We start from the raw sequence: 17256 nt of genomic DNA on the forward strand, positions 1-17256 counted from the left end.
TGTCATGCGGTTCATCCTGGATCCTCGGAGTGCGCAGCTACGCCGCGCGTGGCGTCAAGGCGGCGGTGGGGCGAGCACGCTGCGGTCGCCATTGTGCTCGGGGGGGCTGACCACGCCTGCGTTTTCCATCGCCTCGATCAGGCGCGCGGCGCGGTTGTAGCCGATCTTGAGCCGACGCTGCACGCCGGAAATCGACGCGCGGCGGGTTTCGGTGACGATCCGCACCGCCTCGTCATACAGCGGATCGGACTCATCGCCGGCCGACGCGCTGGACTCGGGCAGCCCGCCGGCGCCGACCACCACGCCATCGCCCATCATCTGTACTTCGTCGAGCACGCCGCTGATGTAGTCGGCCGGCCCGCTGGCCTTCAGGTGTTCGACCACGCGATGCACTTCCTCATCGGACACGAACGCGCCATGCACGCGGTCCGGCAGCGCGGTGCCCGGCGGCAGGTACAGCATGTCGCCGTGGCCGAGCAGGGTTTCCGCGCCGGACTGGTCGAGGATGGTGCGCGAGTCGATCTTCGAGCTGACCTGGAAGCCGATGCGGGTGGGAATGTTGGCCTTGATCAGGCCGGTGATCACGTCCACCGACGGGCGCTGGGTGGCCAGGATCAGGTGGATGCCCGCGGCACGCGCCTTCTGCGCCAACCGCGCGATCAGCTCTTCGACCTTCTTGCCGACAATCATCATCATGTCGGCGAATTCGTCGATGAAGATCACGATGAACGGCAAGGTCTCCAGCGGACGCGGTGCCTCGCCCAGCTCCGGGTTGGGCTTGAACAGCGGATCCATCAGCGGCTGGCCGGCGTCCTCGGCGTCCTTGACCTTCTTGTTGAAGCCGGCCAGGTTGCGCACGCCCACCGCGCTCATCAGCTTGTAGCGCCGCTCCATTTCGGCCACGCACCAGCGTAGTCCGTTGGCGGCCTCCTTCATGTCGGTCACCACCGGCGCGAGCAGGTGCGGAATGCCCTGGTAGACGCTCAGCTCGAGCATCTTCGGGTCGATCATCAGCATCCGCAGGTCTTTCGGCGAGGCCTTGTAGAGCAGGCTCAGCACCATGGCATTGACCGCCACCGACTTGCCCGAACCGGTAGTACCGGCCACCAGCAGATGCGGCATGCGCGCCAGGTCGGCCACGGTCGGGCGGCCGGCAATGTCCTTGCCCAGCGCCAGGGTCAGCGGGCTGGCCGACTTGTCGTACTCCTTGGAGCGCAGCAGCTCGGACAGGTAGATCATTTCGCGGGTGACGTTGGGGATTTCCAGCCCCACCACCGACTTGCCCGGGATCACATCGACCACGCGCACCGACTTCACCGACAGGCCGCGCGCGATGTCCTTGTCCAGCGAGCTGATCTGGCTGACCTTGATGCCCGGCGCCGGTTCGATCTCGAAGCGGGTGATGACCGGACCCGGATAGGCGCCCACCACCTGCGCGTCGATGCGGAAATCCTTGAGCTTGAACTCGATCTGCCGCGACAGCGTTTCCAGCGTGGTTTCGTCGTAGCCCTTCGGCTGCGGCTTGGGATCGTCCAGCAGCGCCAGCGGCGGCAGGTCGGAGCCGTCGCCGTTGACGCCGCGGAACATCGGAATCTGGGTCTCGCGCTTGGCGCGGTCGCTCTTCTCCAGCACCGGCTCGGGACGCGGCTCGATCTTGACTGGCTCACGCTTGGCGCGGACCTCCGCGTCGACCTTGCGGACCTCCTGGCGCTCCTCGCGCATCGCACGGGTTTGCTGCCATTCGCTGGCCTGGTCCTTCTTCTTGTTCAGCAGCGGCGGCAGCGCAAGCACCGCACGGCCGATCTTCTCCATCACCACGAACCACGAAATCCCAGTGGCCAGGGTGATCGAAGCCAGCAGCAGCACGAGCACGAACATGTTCGCGCCCAGCGCGCCAAAACCGGCGCTGAGCGAGTTGCCGACCAGCCGGCCGAGGATGCCACCGGCATGGCCGACATCGCCATTGAACAGGCGCAGGTGCAGGAAACCGGTGCCGGCAATCAGGAACCCGACCAGCCCGACCAGCCGCAGCGCCGGATCCAGGTCGTGCTCGCCCTTGCTCTCACGCTTGAGGCCGAACATCGCGAACCAGGCCAGCGCCCCCAGCACCACCGGCAGCAGGAAGGCCATGAAACCGAACAGCTGCAGCAGCACGTCGGCAATCCACGCCCCTACCCGGCCGCCCATGTTCTGGATCGGCGCCACCACGCTGCCGGTATGCGACCAGCCCGGGTCGCTCGCCGAATAGGTAAACAGACTGGCGACCAGATACAGCAGCGCCGGCGCTATCGCGATCAGGCCGAGGTCGCGCCACAGGCGCTGCCGGCGCGGGTTGTCGACCGGCGCCGCAGCCGCAGCACGGCGCGACGCCGCTTTGCCGTCGGGAGACTTGGATCGTTCGGGAACCTGCTTCGCCACCTTAGACCACACCTTGGGAATGCACTGTTAGTCCTTGATAATAAACGACTGAGCCGCGCCCCGGTAGGTCACGACCGTTGGTCGTGACACCTCACCGCAGCCATCACCGCCAAAACCCCGCCGCGTGCCATCGGCCCCACCCTCCGGGTCGCGCCGTTCCACCGTTCGCCTTGAACCCGCCGCTTCCTGCCGCCACTCTATAGGTCGCGCCACGACCAACGGTCGTGGCCTACCCGTTTGCGCCACGACCGACGGTCGTGGCCTGCCGACCTGCCTTGGACGCTGTGCAATGCATCGCCAGCGCCCCGCCCCATCATCTCTTTGCGAGTCTACATGAGCAATTCCAAGCCTTCCCGCCACCAGAAGCTGGTCATCCTCGGTTCCGGCCCCGCCGGCTGGACCGCAGCGGTCTACGCCGCACGCGCCAACCTGAACCCGGTGGTGATCACCGGCCTGCAGCAGGGCGGCCAGCTGATGACCACCACCGAGGTGGACAACTGGCCGGGCGATGCCCACGGCCTGATGGGCCCGGACCTGATGGCGCGCATGCAGGCCCACGCCGAGCGCTTCGAGACCGAAGTGATCTTCGACCACATCCACACCGCCGACCTGCAGCAGCGCCCGTTCAAGCTGATCGGCGACAGCGCCGAGTACACCTGCGACGCGCTGATCATCGCCACCGGCGCCACCGCCAAGTACCTGGGCATCCCGACCGAAGAGACCTTCAAGGGCCGCGGCGTGTCGGCCTGCGCCACCTGCGACGGCTTCTTCTACCGCGACCAGGACGTGGTCGTGGTGGGCGGCGGCAACACCGCCGTGGAAGAGGCGCTGTACCTGTCCAACATCGCCCGCAAGGTCTACCTGGTCCACCGCCGCGACACCCTCAAGGCGGAAAAGATCATGCAGGACAAGCTGTTCGCGAAGGTCGCCTCGGGCAAGATCGAGACCGTGTGGCACCATCAGGTGGAAGAAGTGCTGGGCAACGACGCCGGCGTCACCGGCGTGCGCGTGAAGTCCACCCTGGACGGCAGCACCCGCGACATCGACGCCCACGGCTTCTTCGTCGCCATCGGCCACCATCCCAACACCAGCCTGTTCGACGGCCAGCTGGCCATGAACAACGGCTACCTGGAAATCCGCTCGGGCCTGGGCGGCAACGCCACCCAGACCTCGGTCGAAGGCGTGTTCGCCGCCGGCGACGTGGCCGACCAGCACTACCGCCAGGCCATCACCTCGGCCGGCTTCGGCTGCATGGCCGCCCTGGACGCGGAGCGCTACCTGGACGCGAAGGGCGAGCTGGGCTGAGCCCACGCGGACAGCATGGAATCGAAGGCCGGTGCCAGTGCACCGGCCTTTTTTTTGGACGGGTCCGCACTCGTGCTACTAATTATCCTCCTCCGCCGTTGGCGACGCGACGAGATCCTCAGGTCCATAGCGCTTGAGCGGCGTCCCCTGCTTCTCGAACTTCACTTCACGAATCGGAAGCCCTGCCTGCTCGGCGTGCTGCCGCAAGGTCATGGCCAGCGGGATCAGCAACCGTCGTGCGACATCGGAGCCACGGGGAACACCCGCCCCGAAATCGACTGTCATGGTGCGACCTTTCATGTCTATCGAAACGCGCACGTCGATCAACGGAGAGGACGTATCTGCCCCGCGGTAACGCGACACCGCCACGGATGCCTGCTTCTCGAGCAGCAGAATCAGCTCTGCGTCGATATACCAGGTGGTCGAAACTTCGGCCGACGCATCCGCCATTCTGGCGCTGTCCACGAACGGAGGCGGCACGACTGTTGCGCCTGCCGAACCCATCATCAGGAGCAGACCGCCGGCTCCTGCCAGATGCTGCAATTGTTTGACTGCCACTGCCATCTCCCTGCACCGTCACGCTTCAGGCTTGAAGCGGGTGGCAAATGTGCGCCGTCCGCCGGGAAAGCTGCGGGCACCACCTCACGCTTTCGGACGTGCACCAATCGGCTTTTCAATCGCACTGACTGACTCCATCGGCGCAGCCTAAAAGGCCCCCATTGCCATCGTCGTGCCCTATCCTTTGGCCATGCCCGATACGCGCTTTCTCCATCGCCTCGCCGATCTTCCCGCCGCCGACTGGGACGCCCTGCATGACGGGTGCAACCCGTTTGTCAGCCATGCCTTTCTGTCTGGCCTGGAGGAGCACGGCTGCCTGCGTGCCGAATGGGGCTGGCGGCCGCGCCATTTCACGGTGTGGGACGACGGCCAGCTGGTCGGGGCCATTCCCGGCTACCTGAAGGACAACTCGCACGGCGAATTCGTGTTCGACCATGCCTGGGCCAACGCCTATGCCCGGCATGGGCTGGACTACTTCCCAAAGTGGTTGGGCGCGGTGCCGTATTCGCCGGTGACGGGACCGCGACTGCTCGCCCGGGATGCCGCTACGGCAAAGACCCTGGTGGCGGCCCTGCGCGACGAAGTGGGCCGGATGGGCTGGTCGTCGGCCCACGTCAACTTCCATGCAGCAGATGACGACACCGCATTCGGCACGGACTGGCTGCTGCGCGAGGACATCCAGTTCCAGTGGCACAACCCGGGCGACTGGAGCGACTTCACCAGCTTCCTCGCCGCGATGGACCACAAACACCGCAAGAACATCCGCCAGGAACGCGCCAAGCTGGCGCGCAGCGGCGTCAGCTACCGCATCGTGCACGGCGATGAGGCGAGCGCCGCCGACCTGCAGGCGATGCATGGCTTCTACCTGCAGACCTTCAGCGAGTACGGCAATTCGCCGGCGCTGACCCTGCCCTTCCTGCAGCACCTGGCCGCCACGATGCCGCGCCAGCTGGTGATGTTCCTGGCCGTGCACGACGAGCAGCCCATAGCAGGGGCGCTGTGCCTGCGCGGCGCCGACACCCTGTATGGCCGCTACTGGGGTGGCGCCACCCTGCCCGGCTTGCATTTCGAGACCTGCTATTACCAAGGCATCGAGTACTGCCTGCGCGAAGGGCTGTCCCGGTTCGAACCCGGTGCCCAGGGCGAGCACAAGCTGGCCCGGGGCTTCCTGCCACAACCGGTACGCAGCCGCCATTGGATCGCCGAACCGGCGTTCGCCGAGGCGCTGGCCGGCTGGTGCGAGCAGGAACGGCAGGAGGTGCAGCGCTATGCGCGGGTGCTGGCCGACCACAGCCCGTTCAAGGACGGCACGGCCACATGACCCGCCACCTGCCCTGGCGGCTGGACGACCGCCCTGACGCGCCCTTCCCGCCGGCCGAAACCGCGTTGCGCGAGCCGGACGGGCTGCTGGCGCTGGGCGGCGACCTGTCGCCGGTGCGGCTGCTGAATGCCTACGCCGGCGGCATCTTCCCGTGGTTCTCGGAAGGCCAGCCGCTGCTGTGGTGGTCGCCGGACCCGCGCATGGTGTTCCGCACCGACGGGGTGCACCTGTCGTCCCGTTTCCGGCGCAGCCTGCGCGGCAGCAACTGGGTGCTGCGCGCGGACACCCGCTTCCGCGAGGTGATCGAGGCCTGCGCCGCCAGCCCTCGCCCGGGGCAGGACGGCACGTGGATCACCCGCGACATGATGGAGGCCTACGAGGCGCTGCATGCGCTCGGTTTTGCCCATTCAATCGAAGTGCTGGAGGGCGACCGGCTGGTGGGCGGCATCTATGGCGTGGCGATGGGCCGGATGTTTTTCGGGGAAAGCATGTTCAGCGCCAGCAGCGGCGGTTCCAAGGTGGCGCTGGCCGGGTTGGCACACACGTTGGGGGAATGGGGCTGGCCGTTGATCGATGCGCAGGTGGAGAACGACCATCTGCTGCGGATGGGCGCCGAGCATTGGCCGCGGGAGCAGTTCCTGGGGATGGTCCGCGAGCTGGTGCGGAGGGATGAGGCGCCGGGAGCCTGGACAGCACGGGTTGGGGAAGTGTCGGTGGCGGCGCTGGTGGGTCGGGCGTCGTGAGGTGGCGGGCGGCGCCTGGGCCGGCCAACGGCCGGCGCTACCGGGATTGCGTTCGGCGGCGGACAGCGCTGGGCCGCTGCGGTTAACATAAACTTTGCATGTGGGGGCGGTTGCGCGTAAAATGCCCGCTCTTAAGGCCAGCTCGGCCGTTTATAGAACTGCACAGGACTACATGTCGAAAGACGACTCCATCGAGTTCGAAGGCACCGTCAGCGAGACGCTGCCGAACACCACTTTCCGCGTACGACTGGAAAATGGGCATGAAATCATCGCCCACATCTCCGGCCGCATGCGCAAGAACTACATCCGCATCCTGACGGGCGACCGCGTGAAGGTCGAAATGACCCCGTACGACCTGACCAAGGGTCGCATCACCTACCGCATGAAGTAAGCGGCAAGGCGACTTCCCACGGGAAGACGCAATCGAGGGCCGGCCCTGCGCTGGCCTTTTTGCGTGGGTGCCATTCAGCCAAGCGGACCCTGCCGGCAGTCACTATGCCCCACGCCACCCTGACGTAAGTCAGCCTGCCTTGCTGCAGATTCGCCTAGCGCGGATTGAGCGCAGTGTAAGCACTGGTCCACTCCGGACCGTATGCGACTGGCCCCCGACATGAAGACCCTGATCCCGCTTTGCCTGCTCGCCGTGTACACCCTTGCCGGTAGCGCGGCGGCTCAAACCGCGCCCGGCGCAGGCGAATGCGTCGCCCTTTCCAGCGATCGTCAGATCGTGCGCAACAACGCTGGGCAGAGCGTACTGCTGCGCAGTGGCAGCGACCACTACGTGGTCCGCTTCACCCGCTCCTGCAGCAGCGCGGCAACTTCGCGAAAGCTGCGCTTCGACACCCCCTCCCAGGAGAACCAGCTGTGCGCAGGCACCAGCCGCCTGGTGACCGACAGTCAGTCCTGTTCGGTGGATAAAGTGAAGCCGATCAGCGCGGAAGAGTTCGCCTCACGCTCGCGGTAACACCGCGCAGAAAAAAACGCCCCTCCCGGGGCGTTTTTTCTGGGACCTGGATCACTCCACCGTGGCGGGCAACAACCGTTCCGGCTCGGCCTGGGTTTCGACGAAGAGCTCGTCGTCGCGGACATCGATGCTGACCCGGCCGCCGTTGACCAGCTTGCCGAACAGCAGTTCGTCGGCCAGCGGACGCTTGATCTTGTCCTGGATCACGCGCGCCATCGGGCGGGCACCCATCAGCGGGTCGAAGCCGTGGCGGGCCAGCCAGTCGCGCGCGGTCGGGGTGGCCGACAGGCTGACGTGCTTTTCCTGCAGCAGCATCTCCAGCTCGATCAGGAACTTGTCCACCACGCGCAGGATGTGCTCGAAGCCCAGCGGCTGGAACTGCACCACCGCATCGAGGCGGTTGCGGAATTCCGGCGTGAAGCTCTTGCGGATGATCTCCATCGCATCGGTGGCATGGTCCTGGCGGGTGAAGCCGATCGAACGCCGCGAGGCCTGGGCCGCGCCGGCATTGGTGGTCATCACCAGCACCACGTTCTTGAAGTTCGCTTCGCGCCCGTTGGTGTCGGTGAGCACGCCGCGGTCCATGACCTGCAGCAGGATGTTGAAGATGTCCGGGTGGGCTTTCTCCACCTCGTCCAGCAGCAGCACGCAGTGCGGGGTCTTGACGATCTTCTCGGTGAGCAGGCCACCCTGGTCGAAGCCGACATAGCCCGGAGGCGCACCGATCAGGCGGCTGATCGAATGCGGCTCCATGTACTCGCTCATGTCGAAGCGGACCAGCTCGATGCCCAGCTGCAGCGCCAGCTGCTTGGTCACCTCGGTCTTGCCCACGCCGGTGGGGCCGGCAAACAGGAAGTTGCCGATCGGCTTTTCCGGGTTGGCCAAGCCCGATCGGGCCAGCTTGATCGCCGAGGACAGGGTTTCGATGGCCGGATCCTGGCCGAAGATCACCATCTTCAGGTTGCGCTCCAGGTGCTGCAGCACATCCTTGTCGGTCGCACTGACCTGCTTGGCCGGGATACGCGCCATCTTCGCCACGATGGTTTCGATCTCCTCGATGTCGATCAGCTCCTTGCGCTCGCCGTCGGGCAGCAGCCGCTGGCGGGCACCGGCTTCGTCGATCACGTCGATGGCCTTGTCCGGCAGCAGGCGGTCGCCGATGTGCTTGACCGACAGGTCCACCGCCGCCTGCAGTGCGTCATCGGCGTAGGTCACGCCGTGGTGCGCTTCGTACTTCGGCTTCAGGCCCTGCAGGATCTCGTAGGTTTCGCCCACCGTGGGCTCGACGATGTCGATCTTCTGGAAGCGGCGTGCCAGCGCACGGTCCTTCTCGAAGATGCCGCGGTATTCCTGGAACGTGGTCGAGCCGATGCAGCGCAGCTCGCCCGACGCCAGCGCCGGCTTGATCAGGTTGGAGGCGTCCATGGTGCCGCCCGACGCCGAACCGGCACCGATGATGGTGTGGATCTCATCGATGAACAGCACTGCGTTGGGCATCTTCTTCAGTGCGGTCAGCACGCCCTTGAGGCGCTTCTCGAAGTCGCCGCGGTACTTGGTGCCGGCCACCAGCGCGCCCAGGTCGAGCGAGTAGATCACCGCGTCGGCCAGTACTTCGGGCACCGAGCCTTCGACGATGCGCTTGGCCAGGCCTTCGGCGATGGCAGTCTTGCCCACGCCGGCTTCGCCGACATACAGCGGGTTGTTCTTGCGGCGGCGGCACAGGACCTGGATGGTGCGCTCGATCTCGTCGCGGCGCCCGACCAGCGGATCAATCCGGCCGTTGCGCGCGGCTTCGTTGAGGTTGCTGGCGAATTCGGCCAGGGCGTCGCCCTTGCCCTCGCCATCCCCACCCTCGGCGCGCCCCTCGGCGTCCGACGACGGCGGCACTTCGCCCTCCTCGCCCAGCTTGGCGATGCCATGGGAGAGGTAATTGACGATGTCCAGCCGGGTCACGTCCTGCTGGTTGAGGTAATAGACCGCGTGCGAGTCCTTCTCGCCGAAGATCGCGACCAGCACGTTGGCGCCGGTGACCTCCTTCTTGCCCGAGGACTGAACGTGGTACACGGCGCGTTGCAGCACGCGCTGGAAGCCCAGGGTGGGCTGGGTGTCGCGTCCGTCATCCTCGGCCAGGCGGGACACCGAGGCCTCGATGGCCTGCTCCAGTTCCTGGCGCAGGCGTTCGGCGTCGGCCCCGCAGGCCTTGAGCACGGCTTGGGCGGACGGGTTGTCGAGCAGTGCCAGCAGCAGGTGTTCCACCGTCATGAACTCATGGCGGGCCTCACGGGCGCGCTTGTAGCACTGACCGATGGTGTGTTCGAGGTCTTTACTGAACATGTTCTACTCCGGCGGCAGTTGAGAACAATATGCGGCCTACCTGCTTAATTTCCATCACCCTAGCGGATCGGTGCGTTCAGATGGCGTTAGCACTTGCATGATCATGCCCGAGACGACGCCAGCATTGGCTGCCTGCCCGTGATGGCGACGTCATCGAGAGATTGCAAGCGCCCCGCCTACCCGGCAGTCCCCGGCGCTGTTTCAGACAGGGACGGGCATAGGGGCCGGGAGCGGCCATCGGGGACAGGATGCGTGGGCCGGCCAACGGCCGGCGCTACGAATCGTCGTGGGCCCATAGGGATCTGGATCAATCAACCGGGGCGCCGGCACGGGCGAATCAGCCGGCCTTTTCCATCGTGCACAGCAGCGGATGCTGGTTCATGCGCGAGAATTCATTGACCTGGGCCACCTTGGACTCGGCCACTTCACGGGTAAACACGCCGCAGACCCCGCGCCCACGGGTGTGCACGTTGAGCATCACCTGGGTGGCCTTTTCAAGGTCCATGGAGAAGAAGTGCTGCAGCACGGTCACGACGAAATCCATCGGGGTGTAGTCGTCGTTCAACAGCATGACCTGGTAGAACGGCGGCGGCGCGACCTCCGGCCGGGCCGGTTCCAGCGCTACGCCGTGGTCGTGGTGGGGTTCTTGGGAGGGCTCGCGAGGCATCCGCTCATTATAAACGCCGGACCGGCCGGATTGGACGTTGCCCCCCTGCCCCCGTCACAATCCGTGCATGAGCATCGACTTTCACAGGGATTTCATGAAAAGGATTGCCACCGCGCTCCTGTTGGCCGCCACCGTGTCCGGGGCCCAGGCCGCAGCACCCGACCCGGGCGTCGGCCGCGTGCTGGATACACTGAAGTACCCCTACGAGATCGACGAGGATGGCGACTACAAGCTGCTGTTCGACGTGGAAGGCGACCGCACTCAGCTGGTGTTCGTGCGCTCGACGGTGGAGGAATATGGCAAGCACAGGATCCGCGAGATCTGGTCGCCCGGCTACAACGCGCCGGGCAAGCAGTTCTCCGCCGCCATCGCCAACCGCCTGCTGGAAGACTCGCAGGACGCCAAGCTGGGCGCCTGGGTCAAGCAGGACCAGCTGGCCATGTTCGTGGTGAAAGTGGATGCCAACGCCAGCGCCGATGCGCTGGGTGACGCCATCGACGCGGCCATGAACACCGCCGATGCCATGGAACTTGAACTGACCGGAACGGACGAGTACTGACGTGAACGAAGTGCAGGACCTGCGCTGGGCGCCGCATGTCACCGTGGCCACCGTGGTGGCCAGGGACGGGCGCCTGTTGCTGGTGGAAGAAGCCATCGACGGCCGCGCCGTGCTCAACCAGCCGGCGGGCCACCTGGAGCCGGGCGAAAGTCTGGCCGCCGCCGCCGTGCGCGAAACCCTGGAGGAATCGGGCTGGACGGTGCGCCTGACCGCCTTCATCGGCACTTATCAATGGACCGCGCCGGACGGCACCCCGTTCCTGCGCTTCGCCTACGCTGCCGAGCCGGTGTCGCATGACCCGGACCGGCCGTTGGACACCGGCATCCTGCGTGCGCTGTGGTTGGACCCGGCCGAGCTGCAGGCCACCCCCTCGCGCCTGCGCAGCCCCTTGGTCTGGGAGGTCGTGGCCGACTTCCTGGCCGGCCATCGCCACCCGCTGAGCCTGGTCAGGGAGGTCGCATGAGCACCCCGCGCATCATGGTCGGCGTGTCCGGTGGCGTGGATTCGTCCGTCGCCGCCTGGCGGCTGGTCCAGCAGGGCGAGCCGGTGGCCGGACTGTTCATGCAGAACTGGGCCGATGACGGCAGCGGCGACTGCCGCGCCGAGGACGATCGCCGCGACGCCGTTGCGGTGTGTGGCCTGCTGGACATTCCATTCCATTTCCGCGACTTCTCCAGCGAGTACTGGGAGGGCGTGTTCGCGCATTTCCTGGCCGAGTACGCCGCCGGCCGCACCCCCAACCCTGACGTGCTGTGCAACCGCGAGGTGAAGTTCAAGCACTTCCTGGATGCCGCCCGCGAGCTGGGCGCCGAGCGCATCGCCACCGGCCATTACGCCCGCGTGGCCCGGCTGGGTGGGCAGTGGGCGCTGCTGCGCGGGGCCGACCGCAGCAAGGACCAGAGCTACTTCCTGCACCAGCTTGGCCAGGCCCAGCTGGCCGCTACCCTGTTCCCGATCGGCGACCTGCAGAAGAACGACCTGCGCCGGATCGCCCGCGACGCGCGCCTGCCCACCCATGCCAAGAAGGATTCCACCGGCATCTGCTTCATCGGCGAGCGTGACTTCCGCGAATTCCTGGGCCGCTACCTGCCCGCGCGCAGCGGCCCGATCCAGGACCCGGACGGCACGGTCATCGCCGAACACCCCGGCGTGTTCTATTTCACGCTGGGCCAGCGCGAGGGCCTGAACATCGGCGGCGTGCGCGGCCGCCCGGCGGCGCCGTGGTACGTGGTTGGCAAGGACGTGGCCAGCAACGTGCTGTACGTGGACCAGGACCGGGAAAGCCCGTGGCTGCAGTCGACCCGGCTGCACTCGGAAACCGCGCACTGGATCGCCGGCGCCCCGCCCGCCCGCAGTTTCGAGTGCACGGCGCAGACCCGCTACCGGCAGCCGGACGAACCGTGCACGGTGCGGGTCCGTGACGATGGCACCGTGGACGTGCGCTTCGCGCGGCCGCAGCGCGCCGTCACCCCCGGCCAATCCCTGGTGCTGTATGACGACGAGGTCTGCCTCGGTGGCGCGGTCATCGCCGCCACCGACGCCCCGCTGGAACAGCGCCTGCGCACCGCCCCTTCCCCCTTCGAGGTATCTGCTGCATGAGTTTTTCGATCGACGACCGCGTCCTTGCCCTGGCCGGCATTGCCCAGGCACTGCAGCAGGTGCGCCGCATCGCCGAAACCGGCCATTCCGAGGCCAGCGTGGTCCGTACCGCGATCGACAGCGTGTTCCGGATCGACGCGGACAGCCCGCAGGCCGTGTACGGCAGCGCGGCCAATGTGGCGCCTGGCCTGCGCCTGCTGCACAACTATTTTCGCAGCCAGGGCCAGGACGACATCCTGCCGCGGCTGGCGCTGGCGGTGCTGCAGCTGGAGCGTCGCTTCGTCCGTGAGCATGCGGTGGTCGACCAGGTCAGCGAGGGCATCGCCCGCGCCCGGCGCCAGGCGCTGGCGCTGAACGACAGTGCCCATCCCGACGTGCTGGCCAGCCTGGGCGGGCTGTATGCCGACACCATCAGCCATCTCAAGCCGCGGGTGATGGTGCAGGGCAACCCGCACTACCTGGGCCAGGCCGGGGTGGTGGCCGAGATCCGCGCGCTGCTGCTGGCGGCGGTGCGTTCGGCGGTGCTGTGGCGCCAGACCGGCGGCCAGTACTGGGATTTCCTGATCTCGCGCAAGGCGATGATCGAGGCGGTGGACCGTCAGCTGCGCTGACGGTGAGCTGTGACGACCAACGGTCGTCACCTACCGGAAAGGTGTGACGACCAACGGTCGTTACCTACCGGAAAGGTGTGACGACCAACGGTGATCACCTGCCGGCGCACAAAAAGTGCGCCGTGCCTAAAGCAATCGGGGGTACGGCCGATACATTCTCCGTGCACCTCCCCGAGAACGTTTATGTACTCACGCCTTTTCACTAGTCTGGCCGCCCCCCTGGTCCTGACCCTGCTGCTTCCTTTCGCGATCGGCTTCGACTGGCCGGCCGCCCTCACCTGGGCGCTGCTGACCACGATGACCCTGAGTTGGCTGGGCTTTGCCTGGTGGACCGCCCGCGCCCAGACCCAGCGTTCGCCGGAACACGCGCGCCTGATGCGTGAGCAGGACCAGCTGCTGACCGAGCTGCGTACCTTCGTCGGCAACGAAATCGACGGATCGCGGGGCGAGATCGAACGCGCCCGTGACCTGATCCGCCAGGCCGTGGCCGGCCTCGGCGGCAGCTTCGACGCGATGAACCGCAAGTCACGCCAGCAGAGCCAGGCGCTGGCCCGCATCGTCGACCGCGCCGGTGAAGACGGTGGCGCCGGCGTCGACGTGGCCCGCTTCGCCCAGCACGCCAGCAACCGCATGGAACAGCTGGTGGAAGCGCTGGAACAGGTCAGTGGCCAGAGCAGCACCACCGTGCAGCACATCGACCAGATGGCGCAGCACCTGGATGGGATCTTCTCGCTGCTCGAAGACGTCAAGTCGATCGCCGACCAGACCAACCTGCTTGCGCTGAACGCGGCCATCGAAGCGGCGCGTGCCGGTGAGGCCGGTCGCGGCTTCGCCGTGGTGGCCGACGAGGTGCGCAACCTGTCCGAGCGCTCCACCACCTTCAACGAGCAGATCCGCAAGCTGGCGCACAGCTCCAAGGACGCCATCGCCAAGGTCCGCGAAACGGTCTCGAACATGGCCTCGCGCGACATGGACCGCTCCCGCGAAGCGCGTCACGAAGCGGCGGCGATGCTGGACAACGTGGCCCAGATCAATGCGTCGCTGGGCGATGGCATGCGCGAGATTTCCGAGTGCGGCCGTGCCATCGACAGCAGCGTGGCCGAAGCGGTACGCGCCCTGCAGTTCGAGGACATCGCCACCCAGGCCCTGGGCGGCGTCCACACCCACCTGGACCGCCTGACCTCGATCAACCGCGAAGCGGTCGGCCTGCAGGAGCTGCTGCACCGCAATGGCGGCGTGTTCGACGCCGAAGTGGCCACGGCCCTGCAGCGCACCGGCAACCGCCTGCGCGACATGCGCAGCGAGTGGGAGCGCCCGCCGCACAAGCCGGTGAGCCAGCAGAGCATGGCCGCCGGCGCGGTGGAACTGTTCTGATCCCCGTACCACGCCGATAATGGCACCCACGATGGCCCCGGCATGTCCGGGGCCTTCGTGCGTGTAGTTCCCGGACCCTCCTGCTGAAGATCGCCGCATGTTGTTGAACGCCACCCCCAGCCAGGTCATCCCCGCCGGTAACGGTGCGTCGCCCGACGCGGCGGGCGACATCGCCCATCCTGCCCCGGTTCCCGTGGCGCCGAAGAGCGGCCGCGCGCTGCTGGCGGTGCTGGAACAGCAGGCGCAGCGGGAACTGGCTGGATTGATGGCCACGGCACCGGCGCCCGCGCCACTTGATCCCGCGTTGGCGGGATTGGCGTGGGACCTGGGGTTGAGCGGCGACATGGTTGATTGATACGGATCCCAATGGGCCCGTAACAATTCGTAGCCCCGGCCGTTGGCCGGACACCGCGCGCAGCGCGGTCCACGGGCACCGGTAGCGCCGGCCGTTGGCCGGCCCACGCGCCCTCAAGGCGCAACCGGAATCCGCACCGCGTCGCCCGGCACCGCGGCCATCGGCACCGCCTGCGCGCCGCCGTTCTTCAACCACTGCGCCAGATCACGCGGGGTCAGCGGCCGGGAATACAGGTAGCCCTGGATCTCATCGCAGCCCTGGCGACGCAGCATCGCCTCTTCCTGCTCGGTCTCCACGCCTTCGGCGACCACTTTCATGCCCAGCGCGTGGCCCAGGTGCACGATCGCCTGGGTGACTTCAGCGGTGCCGGTGTCGTGCAGCATGCCCTGCACGAAGCTGCGGTCGATCTTCAGGCGCCCCACCGGGAACCGGTTGAGGTAATGCAGGTTGGAGAAGCCGGTGCCGAAATCGTCCACCGCCAGCGGCACGCCATGCCGTTCCAGCACGTCGAAACAGTGGCGCAGCACGTCGGTGTCGCGGATCAGCGCCGATTCGGTCAGTTCCAGCTCAAGGCGCTGCGGCGCCCAGCCATGGGCGTGGCAGATGTCGATGACGCGCTCGGCGAACCCGCGGTCGCGCAGCTGTACGGCGGACACGTTCACCGCGATGCGGTCGAACACCAGCCCGGCGCGGTCCCAGGCAGCCGCCTGGCGGCAGGCCTCGGCCAGCACCCAGTCGCCGATGCGGACGATTTCGCCGCACTTTTCGGCAATGGGAATGAACTCGGCCGGGCTGCAGTAGCCGATCCCAGGGCGGTGCCAGCGCAGCAGCGCTTCGATCGCCGGGGGCTGATCATGGGCGGCGTGCAGCAGCGGCTGGTAGGCCAGGCTGAACTCCTCGCGCTCGATCGCCCCGAGCAGGCCATGCTCGATCTCCAGCTTGCGCTGGATCCGCAGCAGGGCGTCCTGGCTGTAGTACTGGTAAGTATTGCGTCCGGCTTCCTTGGCCGCATGCATCGCGGCATCGGCCGCGCGCAGCAGCGTGTCGAAGTCGGCGCGTTCGTCGTCGAGCATCGCGATGCCCACGCTCGCCCCCACCTTCAAGGTGGTGTCGCCGCGTTGCAGCGGCTCGGCCAGCGAGGCGATCAGCTTGCGCGCCACGTGCCCGGCATCTTCCGGGTCGGCCAGGTCGCGCAGCACCACGATGAACTCGTCGCCGTTGAAGCGGCCGAACAGGTCGGCATTGCGCAGGTTCTGGTGCAGGCGTGACGCGGCCGCCTTGAGCAGCGCGTCGCCGGTGGCGTGGCCGAAGGTGTCGTTGATGGTCTTGAAGCCGTCCAGGTCGATGAACAGCATCGCCAGCGCGGCGCCGCGGTCGCGCGCTTCCTCGATCGCATCGCCGGTCTGCTCGCGCAGCAGCATGCGGTTGGGCAGGCCGGTGAGCAGGTCGTAATGGGCGAGCAGTTCGATCCGCTCGTTGGCCTCGCGTTCGCGGGTGATGTCACGGAACAGAACCACGTATCGGGTCGGCAGGCCGTCGCGGTGGTCCAGCTCGATCAGCACCTGCACCCAGATGCGCAGGCCGGACTGGCGGTAGAAGCACAGGTCCAGCTGTTCGGGCAGGCCGCCGGCGGCGATCCGGGCCAGCGCGGCTTCGAAGGCATCGCGCGAGTCCTGGGTATACAGCGCAAGCGCCTGGTCCAGGGTGATCGGCTCCTTGCGCAGCCCGTGGATGCGGTAACACTCCTCGGTCCACTGCATGTGGCGGGTGGCCACGTCGATTTCGCAGCCCCCGATCCTGCCCAGCGCGGAGACCCGGTTGAGCAGTTCGGTACGCCAGCGGATCAGGGCGTCGGTCTGGTGCTGTTCGGTGATGTTCTGGACCTGGCCCAACAGGCGCTGGATGCGCCCGTCCGGGCCCAGCAGCGGCTGCATCCACACGCGCAGGTGCAGCACGCCTTCGGACCCGCGCGGCAGCTCCAGCGCCAGCATGCTGGGCTTGTTGTCGCGCAGCATGCGTCGCCAGGCCTGGCGCAGCAGGGTGCGCGAGCGCGGCGCGAGCAGGCGCAGCCAGTGCCTGCGCCCACCCAGCCGGGCGTCGCCGACACCGAGCAGGGCGCGGAACTCCGGCGACCACCAGAACTGGCGGCTGTCCGGGTCCCACGACCAGCTGCCCATGCTGGCGATGCGCTGCGCTTCACGCAGGTGCACCTGCTGCTCGCGCAGCAACGCTTCCATCTGTTTCTGCGCCTGGATGTCGGTATGCGTGCCGACCATGCGCAGTGGCTGGCCATCGACAGTACGCGCCACCACCCTGCCCCGGTCCAGTACCCAGCGCCAGTCGCCATCCGGGTGACGCACGCGGTACTGGGCCGCGTAGACCTCGCCTTCGCCGCGCAGGTGCGCGTCCAGCGCGGCGCGCACGGCGGCCTGGTCGTCGGGATGGACC

Annotated in this window: 16 protein-coding genes; 11 read left to right on the forward strand and 5 right to left on the reverse strand. The window is 67.1% G+C overall.

From position 1 onward, the window contains the following. Window positions 1-54: 54 nt before the first annotated feature. Window positions 55-2418, reverse strand: coding sequence for a DNA translocase FtsK (locus RWO33_RS08055; protein ID WP_145477683.1), 2364 nt, complete (start codon window positions 2416-2418; stop codon window positions 55-57). 333 nt (window positions 2419-2751) lie between these two features. Here RWO33_RS08055 and trxB point away from each other — a divergent pair, with 333 nt between their 5' ends. After that, on the forward strand, window positions 2752-3723 hold the full coding sequence (gene trxB, locus RWO33_RS08060; protein ID WP_145477684.1) for a thioredoxin-disulfide reductase: 972 nt from the start codon (window positions 2752-2754) through the stop codon (window positions 3721-3723). A gap of 78 nt (window positions 3724-3801) precedes the next feature. On the opposite strand, the gene RWO33_RS08065 is transcribed toward trxB, so the two are convergent. Then, window positions 3802-4287, reverse strand: a complete 486-nt coding sequence (locus tag RWO33_RS08065; protein WP_314103978.1) for a hypothetical protein — start codon at window positions 4285-4287, stop codon at window positions 3802-3804. Between the two features lie 184 nt (window positions 4288-4471). Here RWO33_RS08065 and RWO33_RS08070 point away from each other — a divergent pair, with 184 nt between their 5' ends. The 4 genes from RWO33_RS08070 to RWO33_RS08085 all read left to right on the forward strand — a co-directional run bounded on the left by RWO33_RS08070 (window position 4472) and on the right by RWO33_RS08085 (window position 7309). Continuing rightward, complete coding sequence (locus tag RWO33_RS08070) at window positions 4472-5602, forward strand: GNAT family N-acetyltransferase (protein WP_314103981.1); 1131 nt, start codon at window positions 4472-4474, stop codon at window positions 5600-5602. Beyond that, on the forward strand, window positions 5599-6345 hold the full coding sequence (gene aat / locus RWO33_RS08075; protein WP_314103983.1) for a leucyl/phenylalanyl-tRNA--protein transferase: 747 nt from the start codon (window positions 5599-5601) through the stop codon (window positions 6343-6345). The genes RWO33_RS08070 and aat overlap by 4 nt, the downstream gene beginning before the upstream one ends. A gap of 172 nt (window positions 6346-6517) precedes the next feature. Beyond that, on the forward strand, window positions 6518-6736 hold the full coding sequence (gene infA, locus RWO33_RS08080) for a translation initiation factor IF-1 (protein WP_005409596.1): 219 nt from the start codon (window positions 6518-6520) through the stop codon (window positions 6734-6736). A 219-nt stretch (window positions 6737-6955) separates the two neighbouring features. Next, window positions 6956-7309, forward strand: a complete 354-nt coding sequence (locus tag RWO33_RS08085) for a hypothetical protein (protein WP_314104053.1) — start codon at window positions 6956-6958, stop codon at window positions 7307-7309. Between the two features lie 51 nt (window positions 7310-7360). Here RWO33_RS08085 and clpA read toward each other — a convergent pair whose 3' ends face one another. Together clpA and clpS are read right to left on the reverse strand one after the other, a co-directional pair. Further along, the gene (clpA, locus tag RWO33_RS08090) at window positions 7361-9643 is read right to left on the reverse strand and encodes an ATP-dependent Clp protease ATP-binding subunit ClpA (protein WP_314104054.1); all 2283 of its coding nucleotides are present in this window, start codon (window positions 9641-9643) and stop codon (window positions 7361-7363) included. A gap of 337 nt (window positions 9644-9980) precedes the next feature. Next, the gene (clpS, locus tag RWO33_RS08095) at window positions 9981-10310 is read right to left on the reverse strand and encodes an ATP-dependent Clp protease adapter ClpS (RefSeq protein ID WP_068851786.1); all 330 of its coding nucleotides are present in this window, start codon (window positions 10308-10310) and stop codon (window positions 9981-9983) included. Window positions 10311-10404: 94 nt separating this feature from the next. Here clpS and RWO33_RS08100 point away from each other — a divergent pair, with 94 nt between their 5' ends. The 6 genes from RWO33_RS08100 to RWO33_RS08125 all read left to right on the forward strand — a co-directional run bounded on the left by RWO33_RS08100 (window position 10405) and on the right by RWO33_RS08125 (window position 14808). Then, the gene (locus RWO33_RS08100; RefSeq protein WP_314104057.1) at window positions 10405-10869 is read left to right on the forward strand and encodes a hypothetical protein; all 465 of its coding nucleotides are present in this window, start codon (window positions 10405-10407) and stop codon (window positions 10867-10869) included. Window position 10870: 1 nt separating this feature from the next. Next, a complete protein-coding gene (locus RWO33_RS08105) occupies window positions 10871-11332 on the forward strand; it encodes an NUDIX hydrolase (RefSeq protein WP_145477691.1) in 462 nt (153 codons plus the stop codon). Then, window positions 11329-12468, forward strand: coding sequence for a tRNA 2-thiouridine(34) synthase MnmA (gene mnmA, locus RWO33_RS08110; RefSeq protein WP_314104059.1), 1140 nt, complete (start codon window positions 11329-11331; stop codon window positions 12466-12468). Before RWO33_RS08105 ends, mnmA begins: the two co-directional genes overlap by 4 nt. Beyond that, window positions 12465-13079, forward strand: a complete 615-nt coding sequence (hflD, locus tag RWO33_RS08115; protein WP_314104061.1) for a high frequency lysogenization protein HflD — start codon at window positions 12465-12467, stop codon at window positions 13077-13079. The genes mnmA and hflD overlap by 4 nt, the downstream gene beginning before the upstream one ends. A gap of 183 nt (window positions 13080-13262) precedes the next feature. After that, window positions 13263-14453: a methyl-accepting chemotaxis protein gene (locus RWO33_RS08120; protein ID WP_145477694.1), complete on the forward strand. Its 1191-nt coding sequence runs from the start codon at window positions 13263-13265 to the stop codon at window positions 14451-14453. A gap of 97 nt (window positions 14454-14550) precedes the next feature. Then, window positions 14551-14808, forward strand: coding sequence for a hypothetical protein (locus tag RWO33_RS08125; RefSeq protein WP_314104064.1), 258 nt, complete (start codon window positions 14551-14553; stop codon window positions 14806-14808). Window positions 14809-14921: 113 nt separating this feature from the next. Here RWO33_RS08125 and RWO33_RS08130 read toward each other — a convergent pair. Then, window positions 14922-17256 (reverse strand): EAL domain-containing protein (locus RWO33_RS08130; RefSeq protein WP_314104066.1); only part of this gene is annotated, 2335 nt, incomplete at its 5' end.

This window comes from uncultured Stenotrophomonas sp., assembly GCF_963519925.1.
GTDB classification, from domain to species: Bacteria; Pseudomonadota; Gammaproteobacteria; order Xanthomonadales; family Xanthomonadaceae; genus Stenotrophomonas; species Stenotrophomonas maltophilia_AE.

Bases quoted from the DNA above. Each gene is read 5' to 3' on its own strand.
- trxB (WP_145477684.1), top strand. From the start codon at position 2,752: ATGAGCAATTCCAAGCCTTCCCGCCACCAGAAGCTGGTCATCCTCGGT.
- RWO33_RS08065 (WP_314103978.1), bottom strand. From the start codon at position 4,287: ATGGCAGTGGCAGTCAAACAATTGCAGCATCTGGCAGGAGCCGGCGGT.
- RWO33_RS08070 (WP_314103981.1), top strand. From the start codon at position 4,472: ATGCCCGATACGCGCTTTCTCCATCGCCTCGCCGATCTTCCCGCCGCC.
- aat (WP_314103983.1), top strand. From the start codon at position 5,599: ATGACCCGCCACCTGCCCTGGCGGCTGGACGACCGCCCTGACGCGCCC.
- infA (WP_005409596.1), top strand. From the start codon at position 6,518: ATGTCGAAAGACGACTCCATCGAGTTCGAAGGCACCGTCAGCGAGACG.
- RWO33_RS08085 (WP_314104053.1), top strand. From the start codon at position 6,956: ATGAAGACCCTGATCCCGCTTTGCCTGCTCGCCGTGTACACCCTTGCC.
- clpA (WP_314104054.1), bottom strand. From the start codon at position 9,643: ATGTTCAGTAAAGACCTCGAACACACCATCGGTCAGTGCTACAAGCGC.
- clpS (WP_068851786.1), bottom strand. From the start codon at position 10,310: ATGCCTCGCGAGCCCTCCCAAGAACCCCACCACGACCACGGCGTAGCG.
- RWO33_RS08100 (WP_314104057.1), top strand. From the start codon at position 10,405: ATGAAAAGGATTGCCACCGCGCTCCTGTTGGCCGCCACCGTGTCCGGG.
- mnmA (WP_314104059.1), top strand. From the start codon at position 11,329: ATGAGCACCCCGCGCATCATGGTCGGCGTGTCCGGTGGCGTGGATTCG.
- hflD (WP_314104061.1), top strand. From the start codon at position 12,465: ATGAGTTTTTCGATCGACGACCGCGTCCTTGCCCTGGCCGGCATTGCC.
- RWO33_RS08120 (WP_145477694.1), top strand. From the start codon at position 13,263: ATGTACTCACGCCTTTTCACTAGTCTGGCCGCCCCCCTGGTCCTGACC.
- RWO33_RS08125 (WP_314104064.1), top strand. From the start codon at position 14,551: ATGTTGTTGAACGCCACCCCCAGCCAGGTCATCCCCGCCGGTAACGGT.